Below are 15,092 nucleotides of genomic sequence, written 5' to 3' on the forward strand. Positions count from 1 at the left end.
GTCAAGCCTGGGCCGGTCCAAAACGAACCTCGCAGGCCTGGCTGAGAAGGTCCCGCTCACGCTCCAGCACTTGGACCAGTTCGTCCACCAGCCGCGAGCGCGCCCGGTGCGGCGGCAGGATCATCAGGGCGCGGAACGGGATCGCCGGCTCGAAGGACCGAGCGACCAGGCCTCGGGCCTCGAAGTCGCCGGAGAGATAGGCCAAGGAGTTGGTGACCCCCACCCCCAGTCCCTGCGCCGCGAGTTCGCAGACCGTCGCCGCAAACTGGGTCTCCACGACGATGTGCGGTTTGGCGCCGGCCGCCGCCAGCGCCTCGTCGAAGCGCTGGCGCGCGGTGTCATCGGGCGCCAGCGACAAGATGGAGGCGCCGTCGAGCATTTCCGCGGTAACGATCGCCTCACGGGCCAACGGATGATCGGCCGGCATGACGCAGATCCCGCGCGTGGCGATGAAGGGTTCGACCACCAGGTTCGAGACATCGATCTCGTCCGCGCATAGGCCAAGGTCGTGGGTCCCGCTGGCCACCAGGTTGCGCACTGTGGCGGAGTTGGCGATCTCGAAGGTCACGCTCACCTGAGGGCGCTTTGCGAGGAAGCCCTTGAGGACTTTCGGCAAGAACGACAAGCCCAGCGCAGCCGAGCTGGCGACCCTCAGGGTCCCGGTCCCCGCCGCCCGCAGGCGCGCCACAGTCTGGCGAAGGCGGTCCAGCCCCACATAGGTGTCGAGAATCTCGCGGTGCAGAAGATGCGCCTCGGGCGTTGGGATCAACCGCGGTCCCGATCGTTCGAACAGCTTCAGTTTGGTCGTGTCTTCCAGCCGCTTCAACGCGCGACTGATGGCCGGTTGGGAGATCCCCAGGAGCGCGGCGGCGCCCGTGGTCGAGCCGGTCTTCATGACCGCGTTGAACGCTTCGATCAGGCTGAGATTCACGTCATGGGAGCCCTATAACCAAAACGCATCCTGACAGCATATCCATGCAATTGAAACAGGCCGCAGCGCCGCCTATCCCTTGAGCAGGGAGACACTTCATGCGCGACGAAACCCTGTGCCTGAAAGGCGCGGACGATGAGAACGCTGAGTTCGACAGCCTGGTCGTCCCGGTCCACCGGGCCTCGACGGTCGTGTTCCGCACCGTCGAGGCCTATCAGAGGCGGCGGGAAGCCATCTATGACGGCTATTCCTATGGGCTCTATGGCACGCCGACCTCGCGAGCCCTGGAGCGTCGCATCGCCCTGATCGAAGACGCCGCAAAAACCCTGGTCCTGCCGTCAGGGTTCGCCGCGATCGTGGCGACCACCCTGGCCTGCGCCGCGAGCGGGCAGTGCGTGCTCTTCCCGGACAACGCCTACGACACCGTGCGTCCGTTCGCGCTGAACTTCCTCGCGGGGCTGGGCATCCGGGCCGTCTTCTACGACCCGATGCTGGGCGCCGCCGTCGGCGACCTGATGACCGACGATGTGTCGCTGGTCTGGGTCGAGTCGCCCGGCTCGGTGACGATGGAAGTCCAGGACGTCCCCGCCATCGTCGCCGCCGTCCACCGGCGCGGGGCCAAGGTGGCCGCCGACAACACCTGGGCCACGCCCCTGCGATTCAAGCCTCTGCAGCACGGCGTTGATTTCTCCGTCTGCGCGGTCTCCAAATATCTGGGAGGCCATTCCGACGTGGTGATGGGATGCGTCTCGGTCGCCGACGAGGCGCTCTATCGCCGCCTAAAGGACTTTTCCCGCTACATGGGCTACGGCGTGTCTCCGGACGATTGCAGCCTCGTCCTGCGCGGCATGGAAACGCTTGCCGTGCGGCTCGACCGCAGCGAGGCCAACGCCCTGGCTCTGGCCGGCTGGCTTTCCGAACAGGCCTTCGTGCGCGAGGTGAGGCATCCGGCCCTGGCCGGAAATCCTGGGCACGCGGTCTGGCGGCGGGACTTCGCCGGCGCGACCGGGGTCTTCTCCGTGTTCCTGCACCCCTGGACGCGAAACAACCTCGCCCGCGGCGTCGAGGCGCTGCAGCTCTTCGCGATCGGCGCCAGCTGGGGCGGGACACGAAGCCTCCTGGCCGTGCTCGACGGCGGGCCGACCCGCTCGGCGACGCCGCTCGGCCATGACGGCCCCATCCTGAGATTCAGCATCGGGCTTGAGCACCTGGACGATCTGCGCGCCGATCTCATCCAGGGGCTGGCGCAATTCGGCGAAGCCCCGCGCAGTGGGTCGCCGCCTTCCTCCATGACCCCGGAGTCGTTGCCATGAGACGCCTTTCGCTCGCCCTGGCCGCATCGCTCGCCCTGGCCGGCTGCTCGCCGCCAGGCGTACCCAAGAGCCAGGGCGCGGTCGCCAAGATCCAGGCGCGCGGCCATCTGAACTGCGGCGGCAGCCAGGGGATACCGGGACTCTCGCGGCCCGACGAGAAAGGGGTCTGGCGTGGCTTCGATAGCGACATCTGCCGCGCCCTGGCCGCCGCCGTGCTCGGCGACGCCAACAAGGTCCAGTTCACCCCCCTGAACGCCGCACAGCGCCTGCCGGCCGTGCAGACGGGCGAGATCGACGCCCTGTCGCGGACCTCGACCATCACCTTCACCCGGGACATGGCGATCCGTTTCGTGGCGGTCACCCTCTATGACAGCGACGCACTGATCGTCCGCAAGTCGCTGGGCGCCAAGGGTCCGGCGGACCTGAACGGCCGGACCGTCTGCATGCAGGGCGGCGGCAGCTTGGTGGAGGGCACGCTGGATGAGGCCGAGCAGGACAACAAGATCAAGCTCACCCGGGTCTATTTCGACTCCACCATCACCGCGCGCGACACCTTCTTCGCGGGCCGGTGCGACGCCTATGTCACCGATGGCCTGGCGGCCAAGAGCCAGCTGGCGACGGTCGCCAAGACCCCTGACGACTACCAGCTGATGTACATCGGCCGCCTGGTCGAACCCAACGGGGTCGCCATCGCCCGCGGCGACGATCGCTGGTTCGACGTCGTCCGCTGGACGATCAACCTGCTGATCTGGGCCGAACAGAATGACATCACCCAGGCCAATATCGACGAGCGGGTGAGGACGGGCTCACCCGAGATCAAGCGGGTGTTGGGCGGGGACCCCAAGTTCGGGCGCGAGATCGGGCTGGACCCGCGCTGGGCCTATAATGTGATCAAGCAGGTGGGCAACTACCGGGAGGTCTGGGACCGAAACCTCGGGGACGGCACCCCGATCAAGGCGGAGCGTCGCTACAACAGGCTCTATACCGATGGCGGCCTGCTGTTCCCGATGCCATGGGATTGAGTCGCGTGGTCGAACTCATCGAACACCCGAGGAAGCCGGCGCCGCTCCCGGGGCGACCCGGCAAACACCTGGGCGTCCAGGCGCTCGCCCTGGGACTGGCCGCCGCTGTGCTGGTTGTCGTGGTCTGGACCACGGCGTCCAATCTCGCGGCCCGGGGAATTCCCCTGGGAGCGGACTTCCTGCTCGACCGCGCTGGGTTCACCGTCTCCGAGACCCTGCTGCCTTACACCCCCGATGATTCAAACCTCTGGGCGATCGTCGTCGGCGTCGGCAACACCCTCTTCGTTTCCGCCCTGGTCTCGCTGGCCTCGACGCTGCTCGGAACCCTGCTGGGCGTCGCGCGGATCAGCGACAATCCACTGGTCAGTGGCCTGGCCCTGCTGTGGATCGAAGGCGTGCGCAACACCCCGCCGATCCTGCTGCTGATCTTCCTCTATACCCTGTGGTGGCAAGCTCTGCCGGCCACCGGCGTCCTGCACCCCTTGCCCGGCGTCCTGGCCTCCCTCCGTGGCGTCGCCATCCCCGCCCTGATCTTTCCCTGGCCCCCGACGACCATGCTCGCAGCCCTTCTCGCCGCCGGCGCCCTGGTCGCGACGGCGGGGGGTCTCGCCGGCCGGTTCGGCCGCGACCGGCGTCGCTGGGCTCTGACCGTGGCCGCGCTACTTGTGCTGACGCTCGCGGTCGCCGCCGCCGCCGCGCGGCGGGGCTTCGCCGTGAACCTGCCGCAGGCCGCCGGAGCCGATTTCCGTGGCGGCGCGGTGATCACGCCGGAACTGTTCACCATCCTGGCGGGCCTCACCCTCTACACCACCGGCTTCATCGCCGAGATCATCCGGACCGGCGTCAACGCCGTGCCGCGCGCCCAGTGGGAGGCGGCCCGCGCCCTGGGCTTGTCGCCGCCAAACGTCCTTCGCCTCGTGGTGTTGCCGCAGATGCTGCGGGTCATCCTGCCGCCGATGACCAGCCAATACATCAATGTCGTGAAGAACAGCACCCTGGCGCTGGTGGTCGGATACACCGATTTCATGACCGTCATGGGCACGGTCATCAACAAGACCAGCCATGCCATTGAAGGCACCCTGGTGATCGTAGGCGTCTATCTCACGATCAACCTGGCCATGTCGGCGACGCTCAACTGGTACAATGGCCAGCTTGCGGTGAAGGAGCGTTGACGTGACCTTCGCGGCCCCCCTCGCCCGACGCCCCGCGGAGCTTTCCCGGCGGACCCGGCTTCGTACGCTCGCTTCGCATCTCGTCGGAAGCCCCCTGAACCTCGCGCTGACGGCGGCGGTGGCCCTGGCCGCGCTCACCGTCCTACCTGGCCTGCTGCGCTGGGCGGTGCTGGACGCCGCCTTCCTGCCGGCCACGCCGGAGACCTGCCGGGCCACAACCGGGGCCTGCTGGAGCTTTGTGTTGGCCAAGCACAGCCAGATCCTGTTCGGCATCTATCCGTTCGACGCGCGCTGGCGGCCGGCCTTGGCGAGCGCCGTCCTCGTCGGCGTGCTGATCTACTCGGTGCGCCCCGCCGCCTGGCGGCTGTCCCTGACCAGCATCTGGGCGGCCGCCCTCGTCGCGGTGCAGATCCTCATGGGCGGCGGGGTCCTCGGCCTCACCCCCGTGCCGACCGCCATGTGGGGCGGGCTGCCGATCACCCTGATCCTGACGGTCGTCGCAATCGGCGGCGGCTTCCCGCTGGCGATCCTCCTGGCGCTCGCCCGCCGCTCCGAGATGCCAGCGATCCGTCTGATGAGCACGGTGTTTATCGAGGCGACCCGCGCCCTGCCCCTGCTCAGCATCCTGTTCATCGCGTCGATCATGCTGCCGCTGCTGCTGCCCGAGGCGTTGCTGCCGGACAAGCTGGTGCGCGCGGTGATCGCGCTCCTGCTGTTCGCGTCCGCCTACATGGCCGAAGTGATCCGCGGCGGACTACAGGCCATGCCCAAGGGCCAGTATGAAGCAGCCACCGCCTTGGGCCTGAGCTATTGGCAGACCCAGCGGCTGGTGATCCTGCCCCAGGCCATCACCCTGGTGATCCCGGCGCTGACGAACACCATCATCGTTATGATCAAGAACACCAGCCTGGTGCTGGTCGTCGGCCTGTTCGACCTGATCAGTTCCGGCAAGTCGGCGCTGGCGGACCCCCTGTGGCGATCCCCGGCGACGGAAACCTACCTCTTCATCAGCGCGATCTATTTCGTCCTGTGCTTCGGCTTCGGCCGCTTCGCCGACATGCTGGAACGCCGCAACAAGGTGGCCCGCTAATGCCCGATACCGCCCCTCCCGACGCCCCGGCGATCGCCATCCAGGGCCTGCACAAGTGGTTTGACGATTTTCACGCGCTCCGTGGCGTCGACCTCACCGTGGCCCGAGGCGAACGGATCGTCATCTGCGGACCCTCCGGCTCCGGCAAATCGACCTTGATCCGCTGCGTCAATCAATTGGAGCGCCATCAGGAAGGCCGGATCGTCGTGGCGGGCCAGGAAGCGACCGCTGATCCTAAGACCCTCGAAGCCATCCGCCGCAGAGTCGGGATGGTGTTCCAGACCTTCAACCTATTCCCCCATCTTACCGTGCTGGAGAACTGCACGCTCGCGCCCATTTGGGTGAACGGCGTCGCCAAGCCGGTCGCGCGGGACACCGCGATGGCCCTGCTGGAGCGGGTGCGCATTCCGGAACAAGCCCATAAGTATCCCGGGCAGCTCTCGGGCGGCCAGCAGCAGCGCGTGGCGATCGCCCGGTCCCTGTGCATGAACCCACAGATAATGCTGTTCGATGAGCCGACCTCAGCGCTCGACCCGGAGATGGTCAAGGAGGTGCTCGACACTATGTTGGGCTTGGCGGAGGACGGGATGACGATGCTGGTGGTCACCCACGAGATGGGCTTCGCGCGGCAGGCGGCCAACCGCGTCATCTTCATGGACCAGGGTCAGATCGTCGAGAGCGCGGCGCCGGCGGCCTTCTTCGACAAGCCGCAGCACGAGCGGACCCGCGCCTTCCTCGGACAACTCCTCCACTAGCCGCGGGCCAGGGCCCGGGAATTCGAGCCGGTCGTTGGGCGGGCTCACAGGAACAAGATCGGAGATCCTCCATGACCTTTCGGCGGCCCAATCCTGTGTTCGGCTCTGAGTACGAGAACCTCAGGCGCATCCTGCTGAAGGCGCGCCGTGAGGCGCGCATTTCCCAGCGAACCCTCGCGGAGCGGATCGGGAAATCCCACTCCCATATCTGCATGATTGAGCGGGGTCAGCGCAGGATCGACATCTTGGAATTCTGTGCGATCGCCACCTCGCTCGGCGCGAGCCCGCTTAAGCTGCTTGGTGACGTGTGGGCTTGTTTGCACCCCGCTTCCAGCGAGCCAGAGAGACCAAGCGACGATTGTCCCGCGGACCGGGTCGGGCCTGGGGATCATAGTGTGATCGCGCCCCCGGTTTAGGGCGCTTGTCTTTTGCGGGGCCTGTTCGAGGCGGTTGCCCCGAAGCGTGGCGCGACCTCAGGCGACGCCCGTGCGGGCGAAGGCATCGTTGGCATGGCCCCAGGAGACGGCCTTCATAAAGGCGTCCACATAGGCGCCGGCCTTGGCCCCGTAGTCCATGTGATAGGCGTGTTCGTACATGTCGAGCACCAGCAGGGGCGCGCCGTCGGCCAAGGTCATGGTGTGGTCGGCGGCCCAGGTGTTGACCAACCGGCTGTCGTGGCGGCTCGCGGTCAGGATCACCCAGCCGGAGCCGCCGCCCAGCGCCTTGCCCATGCCGGCGAACTCCGCCGCCCACCGATCATGGCTCCCGAAGTCGCGCTCGATGGCCTTGGCGAGCGATGCGCTTGCGGCGGCTTGCGCCCCCAGGCCCGCGAAATAGACCTCGTGCAGGATCATCGAGTTCCAGGCGATCAGTTCCTCGCGCTTCAGCCCATTGACCTGGTAGACGGGCGCCGTGGCCCAATCGAGCTTGCCGAGATCACCGCGGATCGAGCCGAGCCGCTTCACCGCCCCGGCATAGTTGTTGTCGTGGTGGCTCACGAGCAGCTTCTCGGACAAGCCCGCCACGGCCTTGGGATCAAAGGGCAGCGGCTTGGGGGTGAAGGTCACCGCAGGCGCGGTTGCCGTCTGAGCGGTCGCCGCGGACGCCACGGCGGGGCCGGCGACAGCCAGGCCACCCAAGAGCAGGCGGCGGTCAAGTTGGGGTTGGGGCAAGGGAAGACTCCGATGGGGTTTGGTCAGGTCGGAAGGGAAAGCTTTGGGGGGCGGGCGGTCAGACGCTGGAGCGTCGTGGCCGCAAGGGTGGCGGGCGCTTCGTCAGGGATGGGGAAGACAGAGCTCACATTGATCTCGCAAAGAACGTAACTGTCCTCGCCCTCGGCGGTCTTGGGGCCCAGCAGGAAGTCCGCGTCCCAGATCACCGGCAGGTCCTCCGAACTCATGCCGAGCCGTTGCACCAGACCGGGTGTCCAGTCCTCTTCCATCAACGCGCGAAGGCGCTGGAAGCGCGGGTCGTCCGGCCCGGAATAGAGCCGCGGCCCAGCCGGCCCGGCCTCGGCGGGCGCCAGCGCCCGCACCATCTGATGACCGAACCCGGCGACCCTCCCGCCCGACAGGTAGCAGCGGACCATCCCGTCCAGCAGGCGGGCCTGGAACGGCTGGTCGACCAGTCCGCCACCGGCGTCGAACTCCGCCAGCCGCTCCGCCACGAAATCACCGAGCGCCATCGTCCGTTCCACCGCGCCGCCGCGCGCCTCCAGGACGCGGACCGTCTCGGTGTCCACCGCGTCGACCTTCCAGACCCCAATTCCGCCATTGCCGCGGTTCTGCTTGAGCACCCGGGCGCCGGAGGCCAACAGGCGGGGGAATTCGGCTTGAAAGGCGGCCGGGGTTTCGTAGAGGCGGGTGTCGGTTCCCCAGCCCAGGGAACGGGTCCGATGGAGCACGGACTTCACCCCCATCTTGGCGATCACATCGGGATGGGCGCCAATCAAAACGCCGGCCTGGGCGACCTCACGCAGGATATCGTCCAGGGCGCTGCGACGCTGGCCAGTCGCGGTGGCGATCGGATCCACCCAGACCAGGACGCCATCCATGGTCAGCAGCTGGGTGCGGACCTCATCGGCAACATCTTCGCAGAACACGGCCGGCTCGGCGGATATACCCGCACGGGCCAGGGCCGCGAAGATGGCCTTGAGGCGATTGTTGTCTGCCGTCGCTTCGGCGCGCCCGGCCAAGTCGCCGCGCCACACCACCGCCACCCTGTAGGTCGAGACCTCGGACTTCGCCATGACTACGCTCCCGCCCGGCGCAGAACCGGGGTCTCAGGAGCGGGTCTTGGACGGCGAACCGTCTGGCCGGGCGCCCGCGTCGGCCCGATGGCCGGACACTAGCGCGATGGCCCGGGCGCGCAAGGGGTCAGGGCGCGGGCTTGTAGACCAAGATCGCCGCCGGCTGCCCCTCCGTGGCGCGGGCCGCAACATAGAGGCGGTCCGCCTCCGGCGAATAGAGTCCGGTGCGCGCGCCTTGGCGGGTGGGGATGGACGTCAGGCGTCGGAAATCGACCGGCCCGGTCGCCCGGAACACATCGACCGCGCCCGAGCCGCAGACCACATAGATCCGCTGGCGTCGTTCATCGAAGAACAGGTCGTCGGCGTCGCCGCAGGTGGCGGTTTCCAGCCGGGCGCGTCCGGTCGCGGCGTCCAGCAGCTTCAATCGCGCCGGGAGCCGAAACACCACCGCCAGCACCTGGTGGGTCGCGTCCAGCGCCATCGGATAGTTGAAGCGCAGGCCGGGCGTCCGCCGCGACGAGAGAGTCGCACCGGTGGTCAGGTCGACGACGACGACACGGCCGGCGTCCGGGACATTCACATAGGCGCGCGCGCCATCGATCCGGAAACTCTCCGGATGCTTGGGCAGGGCCGCCGTCGCCACCACGACGCGCCGCGCCGGATCGAGGGTGGCCAGGCCGCCGTCCCCATAGCCGACCACCGGCCGACCGAGGCCGTCGAGACGGATATTGTCCGCGTCGCCGCCCAGCGCGACCACTCCCCGGGCCTTGAGCGTCACGCCGTCGTAGAAGGCCACGCGCCCGTCGCCATTGGCCACCATGAGTTCGCCGCGATCCACGAGCCAGGCCAGGCCCTGAGGCTTCGCAAGCCCGGTGATCCGCGCGGTCCGGCGCCCTTGGGCCAGATCGACCACCTCGACCGAGTTGGCGCCCAGGGCCGCCACGAACAGCCGCTTCCCAGCGGCGTCCAGCACCATGTGGTCGATCCGGCCCGACACGCCGGGCAAGGCGATCGTCCGCTCCAGCACGAGGGGCGCGGGCCCCTTGGACGTCTCGCCCGCGCCGCAGGAGGTCAAGGCGCCCAGCGCCAGCAGGGCGATCCAGGCCAACGGAAACTTTGAGAGCTGGGTCATGCCGGTCGGGACCTCATAGGCGCAGCCCGAACCGGGGGCCGATCCAGGTCATGGCCAGGTAGAGGCCGATGGTCAGCGCGCATCCGGCGCCGAGCGCCGCCCAGAACGGCGCCCCGCGTTTCAGCAGGACCGGGATCAACAGAAACATCGGAAGAGACGGGAGCACGTACCAGAAGGTGGCCCCGGCATGAGCGGCCATCCGCTCCGGGTCGTGGGTGTCGCGCCACAGCCACATCATGCCCAGCACCGAGACCAGCGGCAGGGAGGCCACCAGCGCCCCAAACCCAGGCGAGCGCTTCGCGATCTCGGACACCGCCGCGATGATCACGCCGGAGATCGCCGCCTTGAGGACAAGATAGAGCACGCGCCGAGATCTCCCATTCGTCGTCGGCGGCCTCACTCGCGCCAGGCCAGCCAGAAACACCAGACCGCCAGCCCGATCGCGATCAAGGCCAGGGAGACCGCGAACCCGGGGCTCGGATCCAGCCGGAACCCTGGCGTCAGAGCGTAGCGCAGCCCGATCAGGCCAAGGCCGCCCAGGGTCACGCCAGCCGCCGTGAACGCCAGTCGCCATTTCATGGCGACCAGCCTGCGCTCACCGCGCCAGGGGGCTCAAGGACAATGGACCCAAGTCACAGGAACTTGGCCAGGTCGCTGAGCTTGGCCAGCTTCTCACGGGTCTCGGCGGGCAGCGGCCCGACGATCTCCTCCAGATGGTGCTCGATGTGGTCGCGGATCAGCACGCTCTTGGCGTTCTCCAGCGCGCCGATCACCGCCTGCATCTGCTGAGCGACCTCCATGCCGTCACGATTGGCCTCGATCATGCCGACGATCTTACCCAGGTGCCCGTGCGCGCGGCGGAGCCGGTTCAGCAACTGCTTGTCCGTGTGGTGGCTCACGCGAAGACTCCTCGATCTCGACCCAACCTAGGTCAGCGCGGCAGCGCCAGCCAGCCGTTCACGCCGATATAGATGCCGATCAGCAGGATCACGGCGCCCGAGACGAAGGGCGCCTTGCGGACGATCTCTCCGAAGCCGCTCCAGCGCTTGGACACGTGCTTGACGCTGAGCGCGGCGATCACGCCCGAGGTCACCATGGTCAGGGCCAGGCCGATGCTGAAGCACAGGACCAGCACGGCGCCCAGCGTGATCTGCTTGAGCTGCAGACAGAGCAGCAGGACGGTGATCGCCCCGGGACAGGGGATCAGCCCGCCGGTGAGGCCGAAGATGATGATCTGACCGGTGGTGACCTTGGTGTCGGCGAACCGGCGGCGGATGTCGTTGGCGTGGGCCAGTTCGTGGGCGTCCTGGTAGCCTGTGGCGAGCTCCAGGCCGCGCAGTTCCTCATGCATATGATCGCTGCCGCCGTGATCATGCTCCACGAAGGCGACGTCGTAGTGATGGCCGTGATCGCCGTGCGCCAGGGTCAGCCTCGCGGTGAATTCATGGGGCTCGGGGATCTCCTCGACCGACTCCAGATAGCCGTCCCGATCCACGAAGGCGAAGGTCTGGCGCCCGCCGTCGGGCCGCTCCGTGGCCAGACTGACCTGGGCCGCCTTCCAGCCGTGGCCGCTCTCTGTGCGCAGGCGGAAACGCGGCGGCACGCCATCCTCGAAGACTTCCAGCCGCAAGATCCCGTGCCCGGTGTCGATCCGCGGCGCCCCGCCCGGCGCGTGACCGCCATGTCCCTTGTCATGCCCATGGTCGTGGCCAGGACCATGATCATGGCTGTGGCCGTGGTCGTGACCGTGGCCCCCATGATCGTGGCTGTGACCGTGTCCGCCTTGGTCGTGACCAGGACCGTGGTCATGCTCGGCGACAGCGGCCAGGGCCTGTTCGCGCCGTGACCGCCACAGCATCCACAGCGCCATGCCGACGATGATCACCCCGGACGCGAGCTGGAAGTAGGGTTCGAGGGTCGCGCTATCGACCCCGCGCCACAGATACATGCCGCCCAGGGCGATCACCCAGACGATGGCGGTGTGCGACAGCGTCGCGCAGACGCCCAGCAGCACCGCCTGGCGGACCGTGCCGCGCACCGCGATGATGAAGGCCGCCATCATCGTCTTGGAGTGACCCGGCTCCAGGCCGTGCAGGGCGCCCAGCACGATGGCGCTCGGAATGAACAGCCAGGCGTGGGCGGTCCCTTGGGCGATCAGGTCTGTGAAGGGGGTCATGGGGGACTCGGTACGGCGACGACGGAAGCCTTATACCTATCCCCCTGGAGAGGTTATTGACAAGGCCCGTGGCCGAGCTCCACGGTTATGCCTCCGCCGCGATCGGCTTTTCGAGCAGCACGAACCAGGCGTGATTGAACGCACCTTCGTCGACCACCTTGAACCCGGCTCGTTCGGCCATGGCTCGCCAGCTCGCCTTGGAGGTCAGGAAGAAGGACAGGACATTGGCGACGGTGAACATCGTCCACCCCGGGACCCAGACCGCCATCAGGAACCGACCACCGGGCTTGAGAACACGGACCACCTCGCGCAGACCCTGCTCCTTCCTGTCGCCCAGGTGGTCGTAGACGTGGGTGCTGACCGCGCCGTCGAAACGACCTTCCGGGAAAGGCAGGGCCGTCAGATCGGCCGCCTCGATCGTCACCCGGTCGGTCAGGCCCGCGAGCCGCAGATTGCGCGCCAGGAGCTTGCGGCCGCCATCGTCGATATAGCCGGCGTCGAAGCGGTCGACCGCCACGATCCGACCGGCCCGGAGCCCGCGCGCCAGGGCGATGGAGGTGCGTCCCGCGCCGCAGCCGGCGTCGAGGACCAGATCCTGGTCGCCGCGCACCAGATCGACCATCGGCAGGACCACGTGGTCCGGGCGGCGGAAGCTGCTCATCACGAAATTACCGGCGAGGAAGACCGCGGCAGCCATCACGAGCAGGAAGGCCGCTGGCCAGAGGCCCGGAAGGGCCACCTCGATCGCCACCGCAGCGGCGAGGCTTACCAGGGCCGCGATCGCCAGGCCGTTCATCCAGCCCGGCCCCCAGCCGAAATCGAACGCTTCCCCCTGCTCCGCCCGATCACCCGCCTTGGTCCACCGGCGGACCAAGCCGCGCAGCGTGGTCACATAGAGCGACGACAGTACGACGATGCCGCCCACCACATGGAAGCCGGCGAACAGCAGCAGGGACTTCGAGACCAGGGTCAGCTTCGGGACATAGATCAGCAGCACCAGGCCAGCAGCTATGCCGACCAGGCCCATGATCCACATGTGGCTGTGCAGGTTGCGGCCGCGTTTGACCGGGGTGTGGGGGTGTCCGTGCATGTGGGTCCTGGGCTCCGAGGGTCCGCTTGGCCCGCCGCGATTGCATCGCGGTGGCTGTGGGCTACGGTCTTAGCAACCGCGCCGCCGGCGTTTCCGGACAGGAGCCCTCCGGCGTCCGCTTCCGGACACCCACGGCGCTAGTGTCCGCCAGGAGAACCCGTTGACCGACCTCGCCGTCGAAGACCGTCGGGTCCAGCGCACCAAGGCGGCCTTGGTGGGCGCCTTCGTCCATCTCGTCCTCGATCGCCGGTATGACCAGATCACCGTCGCCGATATCGTCGAGCGCGCCGGTGTCGGCCGGTCGACCTTCTATGAGCACTATGACAACAAGGACGAGCTGCTGACCGAAGGTCTGATGGGCCCTTTCGCGGTCTTGGCGGACATGGTCACAGGCGCCTGCGACCCGGTTCGGCTGTTCGAAACGATCGAACACTTCTGGGAGAACCGGCGGGTCGGTAATGTGCTGTTCGCCGGCCCCACCCGCCAGTTGGTCACACGCACCCTGACCCTGGCTATCGAACAACGCCTCGGGGCGAGGTCACACAAAACCAGTTCCTCAGATCTTCCCCCGCCCCTGGCCGCCGCCTATTTGGCGTCGGCCCAGATCGGCCTGCTGTCGGAATGGCTCTCAGGCCATACCTCCTGCCCGCCCAACGTCGTCGCCGAAGCCCTGCAACGCATGGCGGTCGGTGCGCTCGCCCCAACTGAAATCGCCAGGTGACCGAGAAGATCGTGCAAGCGCTCCGATGACGCGCGACAACGAGCCTAAGCTTTGGGCTCACGCGTCGGTTCGGGTCTTCAGGCGAGCGAAGGCCCGATCGGTCGCCATGAACCGCGCCAGCATGGGCGGCGCCAGCTTGGCCGGCTCGACGACGCGACCGCCGTCCCGGGCGAGGGCCTCGCCATAGGCCAAGAGGTCGCGATGGACCGCGGCCGGCAGCTCGATGGTGAGCTTGACGGGGGTGTCGTCGAGGATAGTCGAGAGTTTCAGCTTTGCAGACATGGCGATCACGGACGAAAGGGTTCGAGGATCAGGTCTCGGGTGACGATGACCCGCACCGATGCGCCAGGTCGGATGGTCAAGGTGGGTGGTACGCTCAATCCCCGCCCCACCGCTTGTTGGCCGACGGAATTCAGCGTGCCGCTAGCGCCGGAGCGCAGGGCCCGGACGATGTCGCTGTCGCCGTCATTCTGGCCGAGTTCGGCGCCGACGCCCAAGACCGTGGCCAAGGCGCCATGCCGAAGAGATCACGCCAATGGTGGTCGATGCGGTCCTGAAGGCCGGCATACCCGGCTCCGTCCCCCGCCGGCAGCTTCTCCAGCACCAGAGAGCGCCCATTGGGCAGGATCAGGCGCGTCCAGATCAACAGAACGCGGCTTTGGCCAAAGACCATCTGATTGTCATAGGTCCCGATCAGCCGCGCGCCCTGTGGGATGAGCAGGAATCGGCCGGTTACCGTGTCGAACACGTTCTCGGTCACCTGGCCGACGATCTGCCCCGGAAGATCGGAACGGATGCCGGTCACCAGAGCCGCGGGGATCACCGCCCCGGCCTGCACCACATAGGGCGATGGCGGGGAAGCCAACCGGTCGGGACTGGCGGTACGCCGATCGACGGGTCGTTCCATGAGTGAGACTCGCGCCCCACCAAGGACAGCAGCCCCATCGGCCGCCGCATCGGTGGCTGTGACTTCGACTGGTCGGGTGGCGCCTGCAGCGTCCCCGGCGAACAGCCGACTGGCGCGCGCGGCTTCCCGTTCCTGGACGTCATGTTGGCGCCGAGCCTCCGCCGCCTGCACGACCGGGTCTGGCGCGCCAGACTGCTGCCCCGCGATGGGCGGGGACGCGGCATTGGCCTCGACGATCGGCCGGCCAAGATCGCCGGGCAAGGGCGGTCCGAGCTTGGGAACCGCCGAATAGTCCTTGGGGAGGCTGGCCAACCGGTCTGGCGGCGGTCCGCCGGTCGCGAAGAGTTCAGGCGCCGGGACGTGACCCGGATGGGCGCTCATGGCGTAGGCCATGGCTCCGATGATCGCCAAGGCGGACGTCGCGCCCAAGGCGATCAGCACCTTGCGTGACAGACGCGTCACGGGCGGCCGAGACGGACGTAGCCGAAGTTCGTCCGCAATCACGGCTTCGGGGACTGGTGCGGTCGTGGTCATC

17 protein-coding genes and 1 pseudogene are annotated in these 15,092 nt (G+C 67.8%); 7 read left to right on the forward strand and 11 right to left on the reverse strand.

Going from position 1 to position 15,092, the window contains the following annotated elements:
• Nucleotide 1 precedes the first annotated feature (1 nt).
• The gene (locus MQH10_RS10930; protein ID WP_242564091.1) at nt 2-931 is read right to left on the reverse strand and encodes a LysR substrate-binding domain-containing protein; all 930 of its coding nucleotides are present in this window, start codon (nt 929-931) and stop codon (nt 2-4) included.
• A gap of 98 nt (nt 932-1,029) precedes the next feature.
• Between MQH10_RS10930 and MQH10_RS10935 the strand changes: the two genes are divergently transcribed.
• The 6 genes from MQH10_RS10935 (at nt 1,030) to MQH10_RS27070 (ending at nt 6,699) form a co-directional block, all read left to right on the forward strand.
• Entirely contained in the window at nt 1,030-2,244 is a 1,215-nt protein-coding gene (locus tag MQH10_RS10935; RefSeq protein ID WP_242564092.1) for a trans-sulfuration enzyme family protein, read from the forward strand.
• Nucleotides 2,241-3,266 carry a transporter substrate-binding domain-containing protein gene (locus tag MQH10_RS10940; RefSeq protein WP_242564093.1) on the forward strand — a complete coding sequence of 342 codons (1,026 nt, stop codon included), beginning with the start codon at nt 2,241-2,243 and terminating at the stop codon, nt 3,264-3,266. The genes MQH10_RS10935 and MQH10_RS10940 overlap by 4 nt, the downstream gene beginning before the upstream one ends.
• 5 nt (nt 3,267-3,271) lie before the next feature.
• Nucleotides 3,272-4,438 carry an ABC transporter permease subunit gene (locus MQH10_RS10945; protein WP_242564094.1) on the forward strand — a complete coding sequence of 389 codons (1,167 nt, stop codon included), beginning with the start codon at nt 3,272-3,274 and terminating at the stop codon, nt 4,436-4,438.
• A 1-nt stretch (nt 4,439) separates the two neighbouring features.
• A complete protein-coding gene (locus MQH10_RS26805; protein ID WP_242564095.1) occupies nt 4,440-5,528 on the forward strand; it encodes an amino acid ABC transporter permease in 1,089 nt (362 codons plus the stop codon).
• Nucleotides 5,528-6,283, forward strand: coding sequence for an amino acid ABC transporter ATP-binding protein (locus MQH10_RS10955; protein ID WP_242564096.1), 756 nt, complete (start codon nt 5,528-5,530; stop codon nt 6,281-6,283). Before MQH10_RS26805 ends, MQH10_RS10955 begins: the two co-directional genes overlap by 1 nt.
• A 71-nt stretch (nt 6,284-6,354) precedes the next feature.
• Nucleotides 6,355-6,699, forward strand: coding sequence for a helix-turn-helix domain-containing protein (locus MQH10_RS27070; protein ID WP_419720764.1), 345 nt, complete (start codon nt 6,355-6,357; stop codon nt 6,697-6,699).
• A gap of 57 nt (nt 6,700-6,756) precedes the next feature.
• Here MQH10_RS27070 and MQH10_RS10960 read toward each other — a convergent pair whose 3' ends face one another.
• From MQH10_RS10960 to MQH10_RS10995, 8 genes are all read right to left on the reverse strand, one after another.
• Entirely contained in the window at nt 6,757-7,455 is a 699-nt protein-coding gene (locus MQH10_RS10960) for a superoxide dismutase (protein ID WP_242564097.1), read from the reverse strand.
• A 23-nt stretch (nt 7,456-7,478) separates the two neighbouring features.
• On the reverse strand, nt 7,479-8,531 hold the full coding sequence (locus tag MQH10_RS10965; protein ID WP_242564098.1) for a Cj0069 family protein: 1,053 nt from the start codon (nt 8,529-8,531) through the stop codon (nt 7,479-7,481).
• Nucleotides 8,532-8,658: 127 nt separating this feature from the next.
• Nucleotides 8,659-9,663 (reverse strand): YncE family protein, encoded by a 1,005-nt coding sequence (locus tag MQH10_RS10970; RefSeq protein WP_242564099.1) that lies wholly within the window; start codon nt 9,661-9,663, stop codon nt 8,659-8,661.
• Nucleotides 9,664-9,676: 13 nt separating this feature from the next.
• The gene (locus MQH10_RS10975) at nt 9,677-10,027 is read right to left on the reverse strand and encodes a DUF3147 family protein (protein WP_242564100.1); all 351 of its coding nucleotides are present in this window, start codon (nt 10,025-10,027) and stop codon (nt 9,677-9,679) included.
• A gap of 32 nt (nt 10,028-10,059) precedes the next feature.
• Entirely contained in the window at nt 10,060-10,242 is a 183-nt protein-coding gene (locus MQH10_RS10980) for a hypothetical protein (protein ID WP_242564101.1), read from the reverse strand.
• 53 nt (nt 10,243-10,295) lie between these two features.
• Nucleotides 10,296-10,562 carry a metal-sensing transcriptional repressor gene (locus MQH10_RS10985; protein WP_242564102.1) on the reverse strand — a complete coding sequence of 89 codons (267 nt, stop codon included), beginning with the start codon at nt 10,560-10,562 and terminating at the stop codon, nt 10,296-10,298.
• Between the two features lie 32 nt (nt 10,563-10,594).
• Nucleotides 10,595-11,839 carry a nickel/cobalt efflux transporter gene (locus MQH10_RS10990; protein ID WP_242564103.1) on the reverse strand — a complete coding sequence of 415 codons (1,245 nt, stop codon included), beginning with the start codon at nt 11,837-11,839 and terminating at the stop codon, nt 10,595-10,597.
• A gap of 85 nt (nt 11,840-11,924) precedes the next feature.
• Nucleotides 11,925-12,929, reverse strand: coding sequence for a class I SAM-dependent methyltransferase (locus MQH10_RS10995; RefSeq protein ID WP_242564104.1), 1,005 nt, complete (start codon nt 12,927-12,929; stop codon nt 11,925-11,927).
• 160 nt (nt 12,930-13,089) lie between these two features.
• Here MQH10_RS10995 and MQH10_RS11000 point away from each other — a divergent pair, with 160 nt between their 5' ends.
• Nucleotides 13,090-13,650, forward strand: coding sequence for a TetR/AcrR family transcriptional regulator (locus MQH10_RS11000; RefSeq protein ID WP_242564105.1), 561 nt, complete (start codon nt 13,090-13,092; stop codon nt 13,648-13,650).
• Between the two features lie 57 nt (nt 13,651-13,707).
• Here the strand turns inward: MQH10_RS11000 and MQH10_RS11005 are convergent, their stop codons facing one another.
• Together MQH10_RS11005 and MQH10_RS26815 are read right to left on the reverse strand one after the other, a co-directional pair.
• On the reverse strand, nt 13,708-13,932 hold the full coding sequence (locus MQH10_RS11005; RefSeq protein WP_242564106.1) for a DUF2274 domain-containing protein: 225 nt from the start codon (nt 13,930-13,932) through the stop codon (nt 13,708-13,710).
• A 5-nt stretch (nt 13,933-13,937) separates the two neighbouring features.
• A pseudogene (locus tag MQH10_RS26815) lies at nt 13,938-15,091 on the reverse strand (TraB/TrbI/VirB10 family type IV secretion system protein).
• Nucleotide 15,092: the final 1 nt, after the last annotated feature.

Source organism: Phenylobacterium aquaticum (genome assembly GCF_022695515.1).
GTDB classification, from domain to species: Bacteria; Pseudomonadota; Alphaproteobacteria; order Caulobacterales; family Caulobacteraceae; genus Phenylobacterium; species Phenylobacterium aquaticum.

What these genes read in the sequence shown, in the direction of transcription:
- MQH10_RS10935 (WP_242564092.1), top strand. Translation starts at nt 1,030, where the DNA reads ATGCGCGACGAAACCCTGTGCCTGAAAGGCGCGGACGATGAGAACGCT.
- MQH10_RS10940 (WP_242564093.1), top strand. Translation starts at nt 2,241, where the DNA reads ATGAGACGCCTTTCGCTCGCCCTGGCCGCATCGCTCGCCCTGGCCGGC.
- MQH10_RS10955 (WP_242564096.1), top strand. Translation starts at nt 5,528, where the DNA reads ATGCCCGATACCGCCCCTCCCGACGCCCCGGCGATCGCCATCCAGGGC.
- MQH10_RS27070 (WP_419720764.1), top strand. Translation starts at nt 6,355, where the DNA reads ATGACCTTTCGGCGGCCCAATCCTGTGTTCGGCTCTGAGTACGAGAAC.
- MQH10_RS10965 (WP_242564098.1), bottom strand. Translation starts at nt 8,531, where the DNA reads ATGGCGAAGTCCGAGGTCTCGACCTACAGGGTGGCGGTGGTGTGGCGC.
- MQH10_RS10970 (WP_242564099.1), bottom strand. Translation starts at nt 9,663, where the DNA reads ATGACCCAGCTCTCAAAGTTTCCGTTGGCCTGGATCGCCCTGCTGGCG.
- MQH10_RS10980 (WP_242564101.1), bottom strand. Translation starts at nt 10,242, where the DNA reads ATGAAATGGCGACTGGCGTTCACGGCGGCTGGCGTGACCCTGGGCGGC.
- MQH10_RS10990 (WP_242564103.1), bottom strand. Translation starts at nt 11,839, where the DNA reads ATGACCCCCTTCACAGACCTGATCGCCCAAGGGACCGCCCACGCCTGG.
- MQH10_RS10995 (WP_242564104.1), bottom strand. Translation starts at nt 12,929, where the DNA reads ATGCACGGACACCCCCACACCCCGGTCAAACGCGGCCGCAACCTGCAC.
- MQH10_RS11005 (WP_242564106.1), bottom strand. Translation starts at nt 13,932, where the DNA reads ATGTCTGCAAAGCTGAAACTCTCGACTATCCTCGACGACACCCCCGTC.